The following is a 16771-nucleotide window of genomic DNA, read 5'->3' on the forward strand; positions in this document are numbered from 1 at the left end:
CAGCGCGGCGTTGTGTTTCTGTTCACCTGAGGAATAACAATGAGCGATAAGTTTGCAGATTTCCTGCCAAAAATTTCCCGTCGGCAGGCCTTGGTTTATCTGGCCTCCGGCACCGCAGCGATGGCATTGCCGGGGCTGTTCGGTAGCAACGTGGCGCGTGCCGCAATGACCGGGGCTGCGGGAAGTGGTGGACAGATGGTGGTGGGGTTTTCCCAGGAACCGACGGTGTTTAACCCGCTGATGCCCCATATCGAGGTAGACGACGGCCTGCATTTCAGCTTGTTCGATCCGCTGTTTGGCATTGATGAGAAAGGCAATTTCATCCCAGCCCTGGCGACAGAAGTGCCGACGCAGGCGAACGGCGGCATCTCCGCCGATGGTCTCAATTTCCATCTCAAACTGCGCGAAGGGGTGAAGTGGCACGATGGTCAGCCGTTCACTGCCGAAGATGTGAAATTCACCCTGGAACTGCTGGTCGATCCGAATTTCCGCAGCTGGAGCCGTTCCGGTCATGAGCTGGTGCGCGACATTACTATCGTCTCGCCAACCGAAATCAAATGGCGCATGGAAAAACCCTATTCGCCTTACACCTCGATTCTTGCCGCCACCTTTATTGTGCCGAAGCATGGCTTTGCCAACGTGCAGGACAAAAACACCGCGCCGTTCAACAGCGCGCCGGTGGGCACCGGACCGTTCAAATGGCAGCAGCGGGTGCCGGGCGACCATATTGAACTGACGGCCAACAAAGATTACTTTGGCGACGGCCCGAAACTCGACCGGCTGATTTATAAATACATCCCGGATCTCAACGTGATGTACACCCAGTTTGTCTCCGGCGATATCGACATTGCCGGGTTGCAGTGGATCTCGGCGGATCATTACGACGAGGCGAAAAAGCTGCCGGGTAAAGTGGTGGACGTGTTCCAGAGCGCCACCATTGAGAACTTTGCCTTTAACCTGGCGCGTCCACAGTTCCAGGACCCCGCCGTGCGTGAAGCCCTGTATTACGCCATTGATAAACAAACCATTATCGATGCGTTGTATTACGGCCTGCCGAAGCCGACCGAAACCTATATGCCGCGTCAGTCGTCATATTTTAACGCCGACTTACCGGTCCATGAATTCAGTCTCGATAAAGCCAAAGCGCTGCTGGATAAGGCAGGCTGGAAGCCCGGTGCGGGCGGGATACGCGAGAAGAATGGCGTCAAACTGTCGTTCACCAACTCCACCACCGCCGGGAACCATCTGCGCGAACAAATGCAGCAGTTTATGCAGCAAAGCTTCCAGGAAATTGGCGTCGAGATGAAGATCTCCAACCTGCCGCCTGCGGTGATGTGGGGCGATTACTGGATGTTGTCGAAATTTGATAGCGCCATTGTCGGCCTGAATTACCTCACCGGTTCTGACCCGGATACCGCCACTTATATGCGTTCCGATGCCATTCCGGCCCAGGGTGGGGCGGGGCAGAACGTATTCCAGTACAAAAATCCCGAGGTGGACAAGCTGCTGGCCCAGGGCAGTGCCGAGTTTGCCCCCGAGCAGCGTAAGGCGGCTTATCTGCAAATCCAGGCGCTGGTGCGCAAAGACCTGCCGTTCCTGACGTTGTTCAGTTTCGCCAATGTGCGCGGTCACAAGCAGGGTGCGGAAAATATCATTCCCAACATCAACGTGCGTATCGATAGCTGGAACGTCAACACCTGGTACTGGAACAAAAAAGCCTGAGTCCATTCACAGAGCGCGTGACGTGATCGCGCGTCACGCCGGGGAGGAGAGCCATGGGCGCATTTTTGCTGCGACGTGTTGGCCAAAGCATCATTTTGCTGTTGCTGGTGTCGATCATCGGCTTTGCCGCACTGAACCTGGCACCCGGTGGGCCACTGTCGCAATATGCCTTAACGCCGGGGATGACCCAGGAAGCGATGCAACGCATCGCCACCCAGATGGGACTGAACCGGCCTTTGCCGGTGCAATATTTTGACTGGCTCAGCCATTTGCTGCGTGGGGACTGGGGGCGATCTTACCGTGATGGTCAGCCGGTACTCAGCATCATCTTTTCGCATCTGCCTGCCACCTTGTTGCTGATGTGCACCTCAATGGTGTTTTCCATCGCTATTGGCGTGTGGATCGGCATTCAGAGCGCCATCAAACGTGACAGCCTGTTTGATCGCATGGCGACCATGGGGGCGATGGTGGCGCTGTCGATTCCCACCTTCTGGTTCGGCCTGGTGGCGATTTATTTCTTTGCACTGAAGTTGCAATGGCTGCCCGCCGGAAATATGTACACCGTGGGGGACGGTTCGCTGTTGGATGTGCTGCGCCATCTGATTCTGCCGGTGCTGGTGCTGACTTTTGTCGATGTGGCGATCTGGAGCCGCTACATGCGCACCGCCACGCTGGAGGTAATCAACCAGGATTTCATCAAAACCGCGCGTGCGAAAGGTGTTTCCCCACGTCGCGTGCTGATGAAGCATGTGGTGGGCAATGCGCTGCTGCCGATGATTACCCTCGCGGGCATGCAACTGCCGACCATTCTCGGTGGCGCGCTGGTGGCGGAGACGGTGTTCACCTGGCCGGGCATGGGGCGTCTGTTCCTCGACAGCCTCGGCTACAGCGATTACCCGGTGGTGATGGGGTTGCTGATGTGTTCGGCGATTTTGGTGCTGATTGGCAATCTGCTGGCGGATGTGATCACCGCGCTGGTCGATCCGCGTATTCGTCCCGCTTAAGGAGGCAAGATGGCATCTTCTGTGATTACGCCACCGGTCGCCACGTCACGCTGGCGAGGCAACCGTACGCTGCAACGCTTTTTGCGTCACCGGCTGGCCTGCACCAGTCTGCTGCTGATTATCCTGATGGCACTGGCCTGCGCATTCGGCCCCGCATTGCTGCCGTTTGACGATTTACATATCGACCTGCGCGCGCGTTTTGCGCCGCCGCTTACCGGCTGGCACTGGCTGGGCACCGATCCACTCGGGCGTGATTTGCTGGCGCGACTGTTGATGGCCGGGCGTATTTCGCTGCTGGTGGGTTTCTTTGCCATGCTGCTCAGTATCATGCTGGGCACGCTGGTGGGGATTGTGGCTGGCTATTACGGCGGACGTGTTGGCGCGCTGCTGATGCGTGTCGTCGATGCGTTTCTCGCTTTTCCCAGCGTGTTTTTGTTGCTGGCGCTGGCGGCGTTTATTAAACCGGATCCGGCGATGATTACCGTGATTATCGCGGTGACCAGCTGGATGGAAGTGGCACGCATTGTTGAGGCGGAAGTACGTTCGCTGCGTGAACGTGAATATATTCTGGCGGCGCGCATGCTGGGTCTGTCCGGGCGCTGGATTATGTTCCGTGAGCTGCTACCCAACGTGGTCGGGCCGATTATTGTCGCCGCGACGCTGACGGTGGCGCGCGCCATCCTGCTGGAAGCCTATATCAGCTTTCTCGGCTATGGCATTCAGCCACCGCTGCCGAGCTGGGGCAACATGCTCAACGGTGCACAGCAGTACCTGATTCGTGCGCCCTGGCTGGCACTGGTGCCGGGCATCGCCATTACCCTGGCGGTCACCTGCTTTAACTTTATTGGCGATGGATTGCGCGATGCGCTGGACGCCCGCAGCGAGAAAGAGTGAGGTGACGAGCATGGGTAGATTCTCTCCGTTTGAAGATTCGCTGTGGTTTGCCACTGCCGCCGCTGCACCACATCTGCCCCCTTTGCAGGGTGATCGCAAGGCCGATGTCTGCGTGGTGGGCGGCGGTTATACCGGCCTGACCACGGCGCTGACGCTGGCAAAGCAGGGGGTAAAGGTCATTCTGCTGGAGGCGCAGCAGGCGGGTTTTGGTGGCTCAGGACGCAACGCGGGTCACTGCACACCCACCTTCACCCATTTTTCCCTGCCGGAACTGCGCCGCTTGTTAGGTGAACCCTGGGCGGAACGATTGATTACGCGTCAGACCCAGGCGAATCATCAGGTCAGCGCGATGATTCGTGATTACCAGATTGACTGCGAATGGCAGCAAAACGGTTATCTGCAGGCAGCGGCACGGCCCGGAGCCATGAAACTTGTCGAAGAGAAAGCCCGGCAGTACAACGCGGTGGGAGCGCATACTGAAGCGGTAGATGCCGCGCAGGCGGAACGCATCAGTGGCAGCCCGCGCTTTTATGGTGGCTGGTTTCATCATGAAGGGGGGCACCTCAATCCGTTGGGTTATGCGCGCGGCCTGGCGCGCGCAGTGTTGCAGGAGGGCGGAGAGATCTATTGTGAATCGCCGGTCAGTGAGGTGAAAAAACAGGGTACAAAATGGCAGGTGATCACGCCGCAGGGCACCGTACTGGCGGATAAAGTGATTTTCGCCACCGGTGCTTATACCGTCGCTGGCTGGCCGCAGCTGGCAGAGAGTTTTCGTATCATGCGGGTGTTTGTGGCGGCAACCCAGCCGCTGGATGAAGCGTTGCGCCGCCATGTACTGCCCCTGAATACCACCCTCCATGATGGACGCGGTGATATCTACGTTTATAAATACAACCAGCAGGGGCGTATTGTTGCGTCGATGTTTCCGATGGGGCGGCGCGGGCGTGAGATGAACTATACCCATCAGGTGATGAGTGACCGACTGCGCTGGCTGCATCCGGCTATCGACCAGCCGTTACGCTGGGAATATTTCTGGTATGGCGAGCTGGATATGCAGCAGCGCACTATCCCGCGGCTGTATCAGCTGGCACCCGGTGTGGTGGCGCTGACCGGCCTTTCCGGGCGAGGCGTGCCCACCGGCAGTATGCTGGGCGGCATTCTGGCCGAATGGGCGCTGGAGGTGCCGGAGAGTGAGCTGGCGCTGAAAATTGAACCGCTGCATAAGGCCCCGTTCTGGATGGGCTTTGGCCCACAACTGACGCTGCGTTATTACCGTGCACGGGATTGGTTGCGCTGCCGCATGGAAGGTGCCGCGCTGCCACCTCATGCCTGATGTTATATGCAATTTGCGGCAATGAAGCGCAGAACTAATTGTTTTGGTTATAAGCCGGGGTGCGCTTTACTGACATGGTCAATCATTTCTGGAGAACAGCCGATGAAAAAGTTACTACAGCAGTGGTTTAATCGTTTCAATCAGCCGCAGAACGCGGTGCCGCAACAGCGTGACATCGATGTCGCGAAACATATTGAGCTGCTCATCCCCATCAGCCAGCTGTATGGCATTGAATTCCATCCCTCGGTGTATCGTTACTATGAAAGATGAACGATTCCATCTGGTGATGCGCTACAGCTACTGGAATGAGCTGTGCGCGTTTGCCAGTGCGCGATAAATCGCGCCGCTGCATTTCAGTGCATCCCGTAGCAGCGCGATTTATCGCGCTTTTTTATGTGCCCGGCCTGACGATTTTCTGCACATTGTTTAAATAATTCCAATAAACCCTCCTTGTGTTTGCAGGCGGCGGTGTTGCAGGCGCTGAACAACAATCCGCTGTTCTTTTCCGCCGCGCTATTATTGCTGTCGCTGCTGATGCGTGGCTGGACAGAGGTGTAAACCAGCTCGTTAGTGCTCAAACTCGCACTCCGTCATGGCCTTTTTGCCCTTGATCACGCCAATGAACAGCAGACGAAATTCATTGAATTGATGGGTAATAATGGTCTGGTTATCGGCCGAGCGGAACGCCTTCACCATAAAGGAGGGAACACTGCGGGTGTGGTCGTAAGGCTGATGCTTAATCTGCACCAGCGAGAAATGCTGATTAAGCATATTGATACTGTCTGTTCCCACCTGGAGAGAAACCAGGGTGTAGGCGGTACCGTTGGCCGGGTCCGGGATATTATTGAAGCCGCAACGGTAGGTGCCGGTACGGATAATCACACGACCTTCTGGCATGATGCGGCTCACACCCGTGTTAGGCGGCGGCGTGTAGGGTTCCGGTGTGACAGAACCTGGCTGGTAAACATAATGAGCCGTGGTGATCGGCTGCCCTGGCGCAGGCTTCGCCGGCGCGTGTGGCGCATCCGCTGCGGGTGCTTTGGTTTCAGCCACAGGGGAAACCGCTGTGTTGTTAAGTGCCGCGATGCGTTGCTGGTATGTCGTCTGTAATTGGGCGGCATCGGTGCCGCGGCTGCGCAGTTGTTTCAGCCAGTCACGCTGCGATTGTTTTAACTGCGCTGCATCGTTACCGGTAAGGCCAGACATCTTGTTGCGATAAGCGGCGGCTAAGGTTTCATCCAATGCTGAGAGTTGCGGATTCTGGCAAATCAGTTTTTCCTGCGGCGTGCTGGCGCGGGTGCAGTCAAAAGAGGCGGCCATGGCCGGAGAAACTGCGCCGAGTAACAGCATGGAAGCCAGGATAGTTCGCTGGAGAGGCATCATTATTCCCTGATTGATGGATTCTCTCCGTCATATCGGCGGCAGGCAGGCAAACTTTACTTCAGGCTTTACGCACTCTTCTTTTTGATTTCATCCAGGTAGTTGTAAATGGTGTAACGGGTGACACCGAGCACTTTGGCCGCCTTTTCTACACCACCGCGTACGATAAACATTCCCTTGTTCTGCATCTGCCGCACGATTTCAACTTTCTCTTTTTTACTGGTACCGGTTCTGAGCTGCCCGTTTGGAGGGATACAGCTGCGGATGATCTCATCCATCTTTTCTTCCAGCCCGGCCTCGCCCTCATCTTTGCTGCTGCTCTGCGGAAGGAGCATAGCCAGCGCATCGCGCGCCGCCTCTATCGCATGGTTGTCAGCGTTGAAACACAGCGCCAGTGCGGGTTTGCCGTTTTCATCTTTAAACAATGCGGTTGAACTGCGCAGTGGGCTGCCCTGCAGACTTGCGGTCGGGTAATTGGGAAAAACCGTGGGTTCAGTGTTGGACGGCAGAGTATCCAGGTTCAGCAGGCCGAGAAATCCGCGATCATTCTCCGGGCCATCCAGCAGGGAACTGCCTGGCTTTCTGCCGGAGACATGACCATTAATGATTTTTACCACGGAGGATTCAGGCTGCGTCAGATCGTGCAGTACCACCTCAACATGATGACCTGAGATCGAAGCAAAGGCATCCATAACCGCACTCAGTTGCTGTATCAGGCGTGATTTTTCGTGATCGTTTGTCATGCGCCAAACTCATGGTGTAAGAGCAAATTTTGCCTGCGAGTATAAACAATTTGTTGAAATAGAAACATGATTACCGCTACGACTTTTTCAACTAAATGTTGATATTTCAACTTTTCGTTGTTATTTTAGGTTGTCCACTTAGCCTGTCCATGCGGGGGCAATCATGAATCCAGCTATTAAAAATTATGCCAGCAGTTTGCCGTTTCCTTTTGCGGCGGCGACAGAAACCAACGGTGTGCTTTATCTTTCCGGCCAGGTGTCGATGACGGCGCATGCAGAGCCGCTGTACGGCGATATTGCCACGCAGACCGCCAATATTCTCGCCAGTATCCGGCACACATTGGTGGAGCTGGGATCCAGTCTGGAGAGTATTTTTAAGGTCACGGTCTGGTTGTCGGACATGAAGCATTTCGCTGAATTTAATCAGGAATATGCAAAGTGGTTCCAGCATGGCTATCCGGCCCGTTCGGTGGTCAGTGGCAAGCTGGCTTTTGACCTCGATGTAGAAATCGAAGTGCAGGCAGTCGCCCAAAAAACCTTAGCAGAACAGGTGAGTTAACATGCCATTACACCTCAACACGCCATTGTTGAATTCCCGTCCTTTGAGCCAACTTACCGGCAGCCAGGTCTGGTTAAAGATGGACGCGCTGCAACCCTCGGGTTCATTCAAGATCAGAGGCGTTGGCCTCGCGTGCCAGCGCTATTATCAACAGGGGGCGCGTCGTTTTATCTCGTCCTCCGGCGGTAATGCCGGGCTGGCGGTGGCTTACGCAGGCCGAACTCTGGGCATCCCGGTGACGGTTATCGTGCCGGAGTCCACCCCAATCCGCGCCAGAGAACTGCTCAGGCTGGAACAGGCCGAGGTGATCGTCCATGGCGTGTCCTGGCAGGAAGCGAACCAGTATGCACAATCGCTGTTAAGCGCAACCGATGCCTTTATTCATCCTTTTGATGATCCGTTGCTGTGGCAGGGACATGCCACGCTGGTCGATGAGGTGGTGGCTGCCGGTGTACGCCCCGACGCGGTGGTGTTGTCGGTGGGTGGGGGGGGCTTGTTATCCGGTGTCATTACAGGCTTGCAACGCAACGGTTTGCCGGATGTGCCGGTGATTGCGGTGGAAACCGCAGGTGCAGCATCTTTTCACGCGGCCATCAGGGCAGGGCATGCGGTTGAAATCGACCGCATCAACACGGTTGCCACCAGCCTCGGCGCGAAAAAGGTCTGCGACCAGGCAGTAAAACTTGCCGGGGAGCATCCGGTGATCAGCGAAGTGGTGACAGATGAAGAGGCATTGCGCGCCTGTCGCCTGTTTATCGATGACCATCGGGTGCTGACCGAACCCGCCTGTGGGGCGAGCCTGGCCTGTTTATACCAGCAAAAAGCAGTGATGCAGCCTTACCGCAACCCGCTGGTGGTGGTGTGTGGCGGTGCAACGCTGTCGCTCGAACAAGTGCTGAATGCCTGACTACTGCGTCAGCTCGCGGGCAAACTGGATAAAATCATGTAATGCCTTATTTTTTATCTCCCGCTGCCAGCTCATGGTCAGCGTGGAGGTGGCGTGCTGATCCTGCAAAAAGCAGTAGGCTACGTCCGGTATCATCACCGAACGCTGGGTCTCAGGGACCAGCGTCACTCCCATCCCCATTGAAACCAGGCCAATGGCCACCGAGACGTCACGGGTCGGCTGGATTTTCTGCGGCACAAATCCTGCCTGCTGGCAGGCATTAAGCGCTGACCAGCCCAGCCCGACGCCTGGCGGGTCTTCCTGCATCAAAAACGGTTCGGCAGCAAGTTGCGCCAGCGCAATACGGGGCTGGGAGGCCAGTGCATGGCTGCGTGGCAGCACGGCAATCAGGGGGCGGGTGGCGAGATTGAGATATTCCAGATGATCATATCGTGGCACTGGTGAGCGGACCAGGGCGACATCTATTTGATTAGTTAACAAAAGTGTAAGTTGTTCGTGAACATTGCGTTCTTCAATCACGATATCGATGTCCGGTTTCCGCTTACGATAACCATTAATTAACAGCGTGAGTGCCGGATCGAGGATGGAAGACCCGACATAGCCGAGCTTAATTTGTCCGCGATAGCCCAGGCGTAAGCTGCGGGCATTGTCGCGAAACTTAACGTAGTGGCTCGATGCAATGCGCGCTTCTTCCACCAGCTGTTCGCCTTCAAAGGTCAGTGCTACATGCCGCCTGTCACGGGTGAATAGCTCGAATTCCAGCTCCTTTTCCAGCGCCTTAATGTATTGACTTAATGCCGGTTGGGCGATGTTGAGGCGCAGTGCCGCCTTGCCAAAATGCAGCTCCTCCGCCAGTACCACGAATGCGTGTAAATGCCGGTAATCCATCGGTTCTCTCCTGATTTTTCCTGATAATAACTCCTTATCAAAACTGCCGGTATTATTATTGGACTCTTATCACCGATCCTCTAAAACTGTGGGGGCAACGACGGGAGGTGCCGGTTCTATGCCACTGAATTCACTCCTGTTGTTCTCAAGGTGTGCCTGCGTTTGTCTGCGCCGCTGCATCACCGATTACCACGACTAAGAGGGACATTGAGATGTCTGTTAAGCAAACGAAAGTCACCGATTTGCGTTCCGCACTGGAAGTGTTAAGCCAGTACGATGATGAATTGATCTACACCGATGAACCGGTAGACCCGATTGCGGAGCTATCCGGGGTTTACCGCTATGTTGGTGCGCACGGCACTGTGAAACGCCCAACGCAAATCGGTCCGGCTATGATTTTCAACAAAATCAAAGGCTATAACGATATGCGGGTGCTGATTGGCCTGCTTTCTTCACGTAAACGTGTGGCGCGTCTGTTTGGCACCACCCCGGAAAACCTGGCGTTTATGTTGAAAGATTCCGTGGCTAACCCGATCGCGCCAATTGTCATTCCCCGTGAACAGGCAGCCTGCCAGGAAGTGGTTCATCTGGCCAGCGACCCGGATTTCGATATCCTGAAAATTCTGCCTGCGCCGACCAATACCCCGGAAGATGCCGGTCCGTATTTCACTCTGGGTATGTGTTATGCCGCCGATCCTGAAACCGGCGAGCACGACGTCACCATTCACCGTTTATGCGTGCAGAGCAAAGACGAAATCTCGATGTATTTCGTGCCGGGCCGCCATCTGGATACCTTCCGTCAGAAAGCGGAAGCCGCCGGTAAACCGCTGCCGATTTCTATCAGCATCGGTGTCGATCCAGCGATTGAAATTGGTGCCTGCTTTGAGCCGCCAACAACGCCTCTGGGCTTCGATGAACTGTCTATCGCCGGTAGCCTGCGCAACCAGGCGGTTGAATTGACCGAATGTGTGACCGTGAATGCGCGTGCCATCGCCAATGCTGAAGTGGTGATTGAAGGCGAACTGCTGCCAGGCGTGCGTGTGCGTGAAGACCAGAACACCAACTCCGGTAAAGCCATGCCTGAATTCCCGGGTTATACCGGTGCAGCCCAGGCCGAAGTTCCGGTGATTAAAGTGAAAGCCATCACCCATCGTCGTTCCCCGATTCTGCAAACCTGTATCGGTCCAAGCGATGAACACACCAATATGGCCGGTATCCCGACCGAAGCCAGTATCCTGCAAATGGTTGAACGCGCACTGCCTGGCTTTGTGCAGACCGTACATTGCCCGACTCCAGGTACCGGCAAATATCTGGCGGTGTTGCAGGTGAAAAAACGCACCCCGGCTGATGAAGGACGTCAGCGCCAGGCGGCTCTGCTGGCTTTCTCCGCCTTCTCCGAACTGAAACATGTGATGCTGGTGGATGAAGACGTGGATGTGTTCGATATCAACGACGTCGTCTGGGCGATGACTACCCGCTACCAGGGTGATGTGGATACCGTGTTTATCCCCGGCGTGCGCTGCCATCCGCTCGATCCGTCTTCCGATCCGGCCTACAGCCCATCGGTACGTGATCACGGTATTGCCTGCAAAACGATTTTTGACTGCACCGTGCCTTATCACCTGAAAGCCAATTTCCACCGCAGCGAATTTCTTGAAGTGGATGTAAATCGCTTTATCCCAGGTTTTAACAAAAAATAAGGAGGCAGCATGTCAGGGTCTGTAGTTCGCAACAGTGGTAAACCTCGGGTGATTGTGGGCATTAGCGGTGCCTCTGGTTTTTCTTATGGCGTACAGGCATTGCGCTATTTACGTCAGCTGGATGTGGAGAGCCATCTGGTGATCTCTCCGGCGGGGCATCTTAATCGTGAACATGAAACCGACCTCAGCGCAGAGGATGTGGCGGAGTTAGCCGATGTGGTTTATCCCATCCGTGCCGTAGGGGCGGCGATCGCCAGCGGTTCATTCCGCACCCTCGGCATGCTGGTGGCTCCCTGTTCGATGCATACCCTGGCGGCTATCGCCAACGGCCTGACCGACAATCTGCTGACGCGTGCTGCTGATGTGGTATTAAAAGAGCGGCGCAGGCTGGTCCTGATGGTGCGGGAAACTCCGCTCCATCTGGGACATATCCGCAATATGCAACAGGCGACCGAATCCGGCGCGATTGTTTTCCCGCCGGTGCCTGCGCTCTATGCCAGGCCGCAAAGTGTGGAAGAGATTATTGCGCATAGCGTTGCACGTGCTCTGGGGCTGATGGATCTGGATTGCGCCGATCTGCCGCGCTGGGGAGAAGACGTGACTTTAATGACCAGGAGTAATAAATCGTGATTATTGGACCCTATATTAATGGCTCTGCGGTACTGATTGGTGGCATTGTCGGTGCGCTGCTCAGCTCACGCTTGCCCGAGCGTATCAGAACCTCCATGCCGCTGATCTTCGGCGCTGCCTCGATGTGTATGGGGATTGTGCTGGTGGTGAAAGTCAGCCATATGCCGGTAATGGTGCTGTCGGTGATCCTTGGCGCACTGCTCGGTGAGTTGTGTTATCTCGAAAAAGGCATTGGCAAGCTGGGCAGTAAGGCGCGCGGGCTGGTGGAGATGTTTGTCAGTTCAGGTGCGCAGGATCAGGAATCGCAGGAACAATTTCTGCAAAGCTATGTGGCGATTATCGTGCTGTTTTGCGCCAGCGGCACCGGGATATTCGGTTCAATGCACGAAGGCATGACCGGCGATACCAGCGTCCTGATTGCGAAATCATTCCTTGATCTATTCACTGCCGCAATCTTTGCCACTTCACTGGGTTTTGCCGTGGCAGTGGTGGCGGTGCCACAGTTAATTATCCAGTTGCTGCTGGCCTATGGTGCGGTATTTATTTTACCGCTGACCACCCCAGCGATGCAGGCGGACTTCTCAGCGGTAGGCGGCGTATTAATGTTCGCTACGGGCTTCCGTATTTGCGGCATTAAAATCTTCCCGGTGGCAAATATGTTACCTGCGCTGGTTTTAGCCATGCCGATCTCTTCGTTGTGGACCAGTTTCTTTTAATAGAGGGAGGGGGTAAATAACACGTTAAAAATGGGATGGAAATGTTATAAATCCAGGGGCCGGAAACGGGTGCTTTACTTTCCGGCATCTTAAGCAAGATCGGAATTTATCATGATTAAAAATAAAATTACTTGCGCAATAGCCTTGCTATTGCCATTGGCATCATACGCAGCGGATAACGCAACACAGGGTCTTGAAGTACTTCAGGTTACTTCTCCAGCTGACGATGGCAGCAATGGTACGCTGCGTTGGGCACTGGAAAAGAATAATCAAAATCCTGGTCATTATCGCATCGAATTACATTCCACTAACAACCAGCCACTGATTATTAAACCCAATAAACCACTGCCGGAAATTAAAGGACCGGTGGATATTATTAACAGCGATTTCCTCAAAAATGGCAGCTATGTGGCTATCGACGGCTCGGGTTATATTAAAGGCGTCGATCCGCGATCCTGCCCGGGCGCCGTTAGCGGCCAGTATGGCGCGAATGTTCGTACTACCACCATGCCGGGCCTGGTGCTGCGCGATACCCATGATGTCACCCTGCAAGGGGTAGAGGTGCGTAATTTCTGTATCGGCATTCTGATCAATCGCGCCAAAAATAACGTCATCGAAGATAACCGTATTGTCGGTAACCACGGTGGTGCCGGTATTATGATGACCGGCGATGATGGTAAAGGCAACTCCACGGCAACCACCACCGAACGTAATAAAATTATCCGCAATACCTTTATTAACAACGGCGATGCAATGGAAGCCACTCGTGGCGCTTCATTCAATCTGATTGCGGATAACTTTGTCACTACGGATAGCGTACATAATCAGGAACCGTCGCAGGGCCTGGAAATGTTATGGGGTAATGACAACGAAGTGATTCATAACCACTTTGAAAATTATTCCGATGGCGTACAGCTGAACTGGGGTAATCGCAACTATATTGCCGATAATACCTTTACTAATCTTTCTTCAGCGGTAACGTTAAGCGGCACTGGCAATGTGGTGGCGGGGAATATTATGACCGGTAACCGCGTGGCCGTGTCTGTTCGTCCGCAAGGTGCGCCGGGTAAAGATGGCAGCTTTGGTATTAACCGTATTACCGGACCAGCCGTAAACCGTATTACTGAAAATATTATGGTCGATAACGGTAAAGAAATTAAACGTTGCTTTGCCGGTGGTAGCTGTCTGCCGGGTTATGCCGGAGCGATTGTATTTAATGTACCAGGTCTGGAACACGCGGCCTTTATCGGTAACCGTGGTGGTGGTATCAGCGATGACACCAGTAAACTGGAAAAAATCTGCGCTATTGATGGCAACGTTGCCGGTTGTGAACCGACGCCGAATAAAGACCAGCATGCCCCGGCTATTACCCGTGTCGTCCGTAACCAGAACACGCTGACCGTAGACGGTAATGTGAAAGGTGAAGCCAATACTGAGTACCGTATTGAGTTCTTCTCCAACAGCAAACCTGCCATGGATGAAGCTGAGCATTTCCTTGGTTATGAAATGGTGGCAATTAATGCGCAAGGCAATGGCACCATTCATTATCAGACCCCGCTAAGCGCTGATTTGCAGGTTGCGAATGTGACCTCGACAGCCACCACCAATGACGGAGCAACTTCACCGTTAAGTAAGCCTGCCCCGATGCAATAACTCTTTCCTGGATAAGCCTCGACATCGCATTACCTGACAGCATTCACCTGAAATTAAAAAAATAATCCGACCGGAAAGAGACGGTATTCGTGCCGCTCTCATCCTGTCAGGTGTGTCATTAGCGAAACAGGAACAACCCATGAACTTGCGTAAAAATGTATTAGCGATTTCTCTGCTGCTGGCCTTGCCGGGCGTGACCAACGCCATCGCTGCCACCAGCGCACCTGCCGCCGCAGTTAGCGTGCGTCACGCAGAACCGATTGTTATCCGTCAGACCGCGATTGGCGAAGGTATGCCGAAAGTCATCATTCCGACCACGGGTGCGACAGCCGATCAGGTACTGGAACAAGCGAAAGCCATCGGCGCCAACCCGGATGCCGATTTGATTGAATACCGCATTGATTACCTGAATTTTGCTACTGACGCCGCCAAAGTTGGCGCGCTGGGCAAACAGGTTGCGGCAGATGTCCAGGGTAAACCGCTGATCCTGACTTTCCGTACCCAATCTGAAGGTGGCGCGAAAGCCATCAGCGATAAGGACTATGGCAAGTTATATCTGGCGCTGATTAAAGACCATTTCATCGATATTCTTGATGTGGAAATGTTCCGCGATCCGGCCGTGATTCATCAGGTAGTCACTGCGGCCCACCAGGCGGGGATTAAAGTGGTGATGTCGAGCCATGATTTCCACAAAACCCCATCGACCAGTGAAATCGTTGCGCGTCTGCGTAAACAGGACAGCATGGGTGCCGATATCCTGAAAATCGCGGTGATGCCGCATGATTCCGGCGATGTGGTGAAACTGATCGATGCGACTGCGCAGATTCGTAATCAATATTCACGCAAACCGCTGCTGACCATGTCGATGGGCGGATTGGGTGCTATTTCCCGTTTGTCGGGTGAAGTGTTTGGCGACGATCTGACTTTCGGTATGTTGGGCACGGCTTCAGCGCCGGGTCAGGTTGATGCTGCGCAGCTGCATCAGGTATTGAAAACCATCAATGTTGCGCTGAACGGTCATTAATTCCCGCCTGTTAAATGCGCCTTCCACGTTTGTCGTGGAAGGCGTTTTCTTTTAGAACTTCACTTTGACCTGCACACCCGCTACCCAGGTATCTTTAATCTCTTTATTCGAGAAGGCACCCGGTTCTTTGATGTACTGCACGCTCGGGCGCACGGACAGCCACGGCGTTGCCTGCAGGGTATAGGTCATTTCAACCAGTTGCTCACCAATATCCAGACCGCTCACCATGGCGGCGTCTGCTAATTCACCTTTGGCGCGCAGGCTATCGACCGCGTTATCACGGCTGTGCTGGTTGTACACTGCACGACCATAACCAATCGCAATCGCGTCATTCGGACGTGATTCAAACGGACCATTCAGCACCAGACCTGCTGAGTACCAGTGACGGAACGGAGAGGTCGCTTCGTCGGTGGTGGTGGCCTGGCCAAATACGTGCAAATTCTGGCTGCGTGAGGACGCGGACTGCCAGACGGTTTGATCCGCCAGCAGATAAGCACCCCAGCGTTTATTCGCACGGCGATCCGGCTGATCAATACGCGCGACGTTGGAACTGTCGTAGTAATAACCTAACTTGTACTGACCGGGCAGGGCGCTGTTGAAATTGTAAATCAACTCAACGGGCACGATATAACCGGTGGTGCCAGGTACGAAGGGTTTAAATGCGTTTGATGATTCGCTGTTTTGCTGCGGGTTAACATTAAACACAGCGGTTTGCAGTGCCCAGCTATCATTGAAGGTGTACTTCAGCTCACCCCCCAGATGCGCATTTGGATAGTTGCCCCAGCCACTGCCTCCCGACATAGAAAGCGGGTGGGCACAGAATCCGGCGTTCATAAAGTTAGTCAGAATCGACAGACCACCAAAATCATTGCCCATCGCCAGCCAACCCAGTTTGTACTGCAACTGCTGCGTAAACAGGGTGTTGGTGTAGCTGAATTCACTCAGACGGGTATATTCCCCACCATAAACTTCCTGAATCGGCAGACGGTTGCCCACCAGATCGGCAGAGGTGCTGCGTCCACGACGGTCATTGATGCTGAGCTGGATCGTACCGGCATGTTCAGCATTAAACAGACGATTCAGATCAAAAGTGGCACCGAGGCGAATTTGCTGCGCATAGCGGGTGCCATAAGACTGGCCGCCACTGAGGACACCGGCGGTTTCAGAAACATAATCGCCGGTTAAGTTGACGCCATGTTGCGCCAGGTCGGTGCGTGCACCCCCCCAGTCGCCGGTCATCGTGTCCTGATGGAAAAAGTCGGTTGCATAAGCGGCAGGCATGGCCAGCGCACAAAGTAATGCTACAGGCAAGGGCCTGATTTTAAGACGAATGGTATTCATGATGTGTAAATTGTGATTAGTGAAAATGCACCCTTATTGTACCGCTCGGTTCGTTTTAGATCGCCGTTTATTGACGTTTCATGACAAACTAAGTGTTTCCATTTCTTTTTAACGGTAACTTCAGGTTTCAGCGGTGTTAGCGGGAAGAAAGACGATGAATAAAGAAAAATATGCTTACGGTATTACTATAAAAATGGCATTTTCTGGCAATGATTTGGTTAAATATTGCTTGTGGAAGTAGGATGTTTCTGAAATAGAATCTGTATATTGATATCCT

Annotated in this window: 16 protein-coding genes; 12 read left to right on the forward strand and 4 right to left on the reverse strand. The window is 54.1% G+C overall.

Going from position 1 to position 16771, the window contains the following annotated elements; translation table 11 throughout:
* Positions 1-39: 39 nt before the first annotated feature.
* The 5 genes from RCF31_RS01145 (at position 40) to RCF31_RS01165 (ending at position 5223) form a co-directional block, all read left to right on the forward strand.
* The gene (locus tag RCF31_RS01145; RefSeq protein ID WP_416412209.1) at positions 40-1722 is read left to right on the forward strand and encodes a peptide ABC transporter substrate-binding protein; all 1683 of its coding nucleotides are present in this window, start codon (positions 40-42) and stop codon (positions 1720-1722) included.
* 53 nt (positions 1723-1775) lie between these two features.
* Complete coding sequence (locus tag RCF31_RS01150; protein WP_299449538.1) at positions 1776-2726, forward strand: ABC transporter permease; 951 nt, start codon at positions 1776-1778, stop codon at positions 2724-2726.
* A gap of 9 nt (positions 2727-2735) precedes the next feature.
* Positions 2736-3620 carry an ABC transporter permease gene (locus RCF31_RS01155; RefSeq protein ID WP_299449539.1) on the forward strand — a complete coding sequence of 295 codons (885 nt, stop codon included), beginning with the start codon at positions 2736-2738 and terminating at the stop codon, positions 3618-3620.
* Between the two features lie 10 nt (positions 3621-3630).
* Complete coding sequence (locus RCF31_RS01160) at positions 3631-4953, forward strand: NAD(P)/FAD-dependent oxidoreductase (protein WP_416412210.1); 1323 nt, start codon at positions 3631-3633, stop codon at positions 4951-4953.
* A 102-nt stretch (positions 4954-5055) separates the two neighbouring features.
* Positions 5056-5223: a hypothetical protein gene (locus tag RCF31_RS01165; protein WP_299449541.1), complete on the forward strand. Its 168-nt coding sequence runs from the start codon at positions 5056-5058 to the stop codon at positions 5221-5223.
* A 297-nt stretch (positions 5224-5520) separates the two neighbouring features.
* Here RCF31_RS01165 and RCF31_RS01170 read toward each other — a convergent pair whose 3' ends face one another.
* Together RCF31_RS01170 and RCF31_RS01175 are read right to left on the reverse strand one after the other, a co-directional pair.
* The gene (locus tag RCF31_RS01170) at positions 5521-6336 is read right to left on the reverse strand and encodes a lysozyme inhibitor LprI family protein (RefSeq protein WP_416412211.1); all 816 of its coding nucleotides are present in this window, start codon (positions 6334-6336) and stop codon (positions 5521-5523) included.
* 65 nt (positions 6337-6401) lie between these two features.
* Positions 6402-7076 carry a helix-turn-helix transcriptional regulator gene (locus RCF31_RS01175; protein WP_416412212.1) on the reverse strand — a complete coding sequence of 225 codons (675 nt, stop codon included), beginning with the start codon at positions 7074-7076 and terminating at the stop codon, positions 6402-6404.
* Positions 7077-7239: 163 nt separating this feature from the next.
* Here RCF31_RS01175 and RCF31_RS01180 point away from each other — a divergent pair, with 163 nt between their 5' ends.
* Entirely contained in the window at positions 7240-7635 is a 396-nt protein-coding gene (locus RCF31_RS01180; protein ID WP_416412213.1) for a RidA family protein, read from the forward strand.
* Position 7636: 1 nt separating this feature from the next.
* Positions 7637-8542, forward strand: coding sequence for a pyridoxal-phosphate dependent enzyme (locus RCF31_RS01185; protein WP_416412214.1), 906 nt, complete (start codon positions 7637-7639; stop codon positions 8540-8542).
* On the opposite strand, the gene RCF31_RS01190 is transcribed toward RCF31_RS01185, so the two are convergent.
* Positions 8543-9430 carry a LysR family transcriptional regulator gene (locus RCF31_RS01190; protein ID WP_416412215.1) on the reverse strand — a complete coding sequence of 296 codons (888 nt, stop codon included), beginning with the start codon at positions 9428-9430 and terminating at the stop codon, positions 8543-8545.
* Between the two features lie 212 nt (positions 9431-9642).
* Between RCF31_RS01190 and RCF31_RS01195 the strand changes: the two genes are divergently transcribed.
* The 5 genes from RCF31_RS01195 to aroD all read left to right on the forward strand — a co-directional run bounded on the left by RCF31_RS01195 (position 9643) and on the right by aroD (position 15153).
* The gene (locus RCF31_RS01195) at positions 9643-11130 is read left to right on the forward strand and encodes a UbiD family decarboxylase (protein ID WP_299449549.1); all 1488 of its coding nucleotides are present in this window, start codon (positions 9643-9645) and stop codon (positions 11128-11130) included.
* Positions 11131-11139: 9 nt separating this feature from the next.
* Positions 11140-11760, forward strand: coding sequence for a UbiX family flavin prenyltransferase (locus RCF31_RS01200; RefSeq protein WP_084875669.1), 621 nt, complete (start codon positions 11140-11142; stop codon positions 11758-11760).
* Positions 11757-12476, forward strand: a complete 720-nt coding sequence (locus RCF31_RS01205) for a DUF554 domain-containing protein (RefSeq protein ID WP_084875667.1) — start codon at positions 11757-11759, stop codon at positions 12474-12476. The genes RCF31_RS01200 and RCF31_RS01205 overlap by 4 nt, the downstream gene beginning before the upstream one ends.
* A 111-nt stretch (positions 12477-12587) precedes the next feature.
* Positions 12588-14129, forward strand: a complete 1542-nt coding sequence (locus tag RCF31_RS01210) for a NosD domain-containing protein (protein WP_416412216.1) — start codon at positions 12588-12590, stop codon at positions 14127-14129.
* Positions 14130-14268: 139 nt separating this feature from the next.
* The gene (aroD, locus tag RCF31_RS01215; protein WP_416412217.1) at positions 14269-15153 is read left to right on the forward strand and encodes a type I 3-dehydroquinate dehydratase; all 885 of its coding nucleotides are present in this window, start codon (positions 14269-14271) and stop codon (positions 15151-15153) included.
* Positions 15154-15204: 51 nt separating this feature from the next.
* Here the strand turns inward: aroD and RCF31_RS01220 are convergent, their stop codons facing one another.
* The gene (locus RCF31_RS01220) at positions 15205-16392 is read right to left on the reverse strand and encodes a carbohydrate porin (RefSeq protein WP_416412218.1); all 1188 of its coding nucleotides are present in this window, start codon (positions 16390-16392) and stop codon (positions 15205-15207) included.
* Positions 16393-16771 lie beyond the last annotated feature (379 nt).

This window comes from Pantoea sp. App145, assembly GCF_047947045.1.
Classification (GTDB): domain Bacteria; phylum Pseudomonadota; class Gammaproteobacteria; order Enterobacterales; family Enterobacteriaceae; genus Pantoea.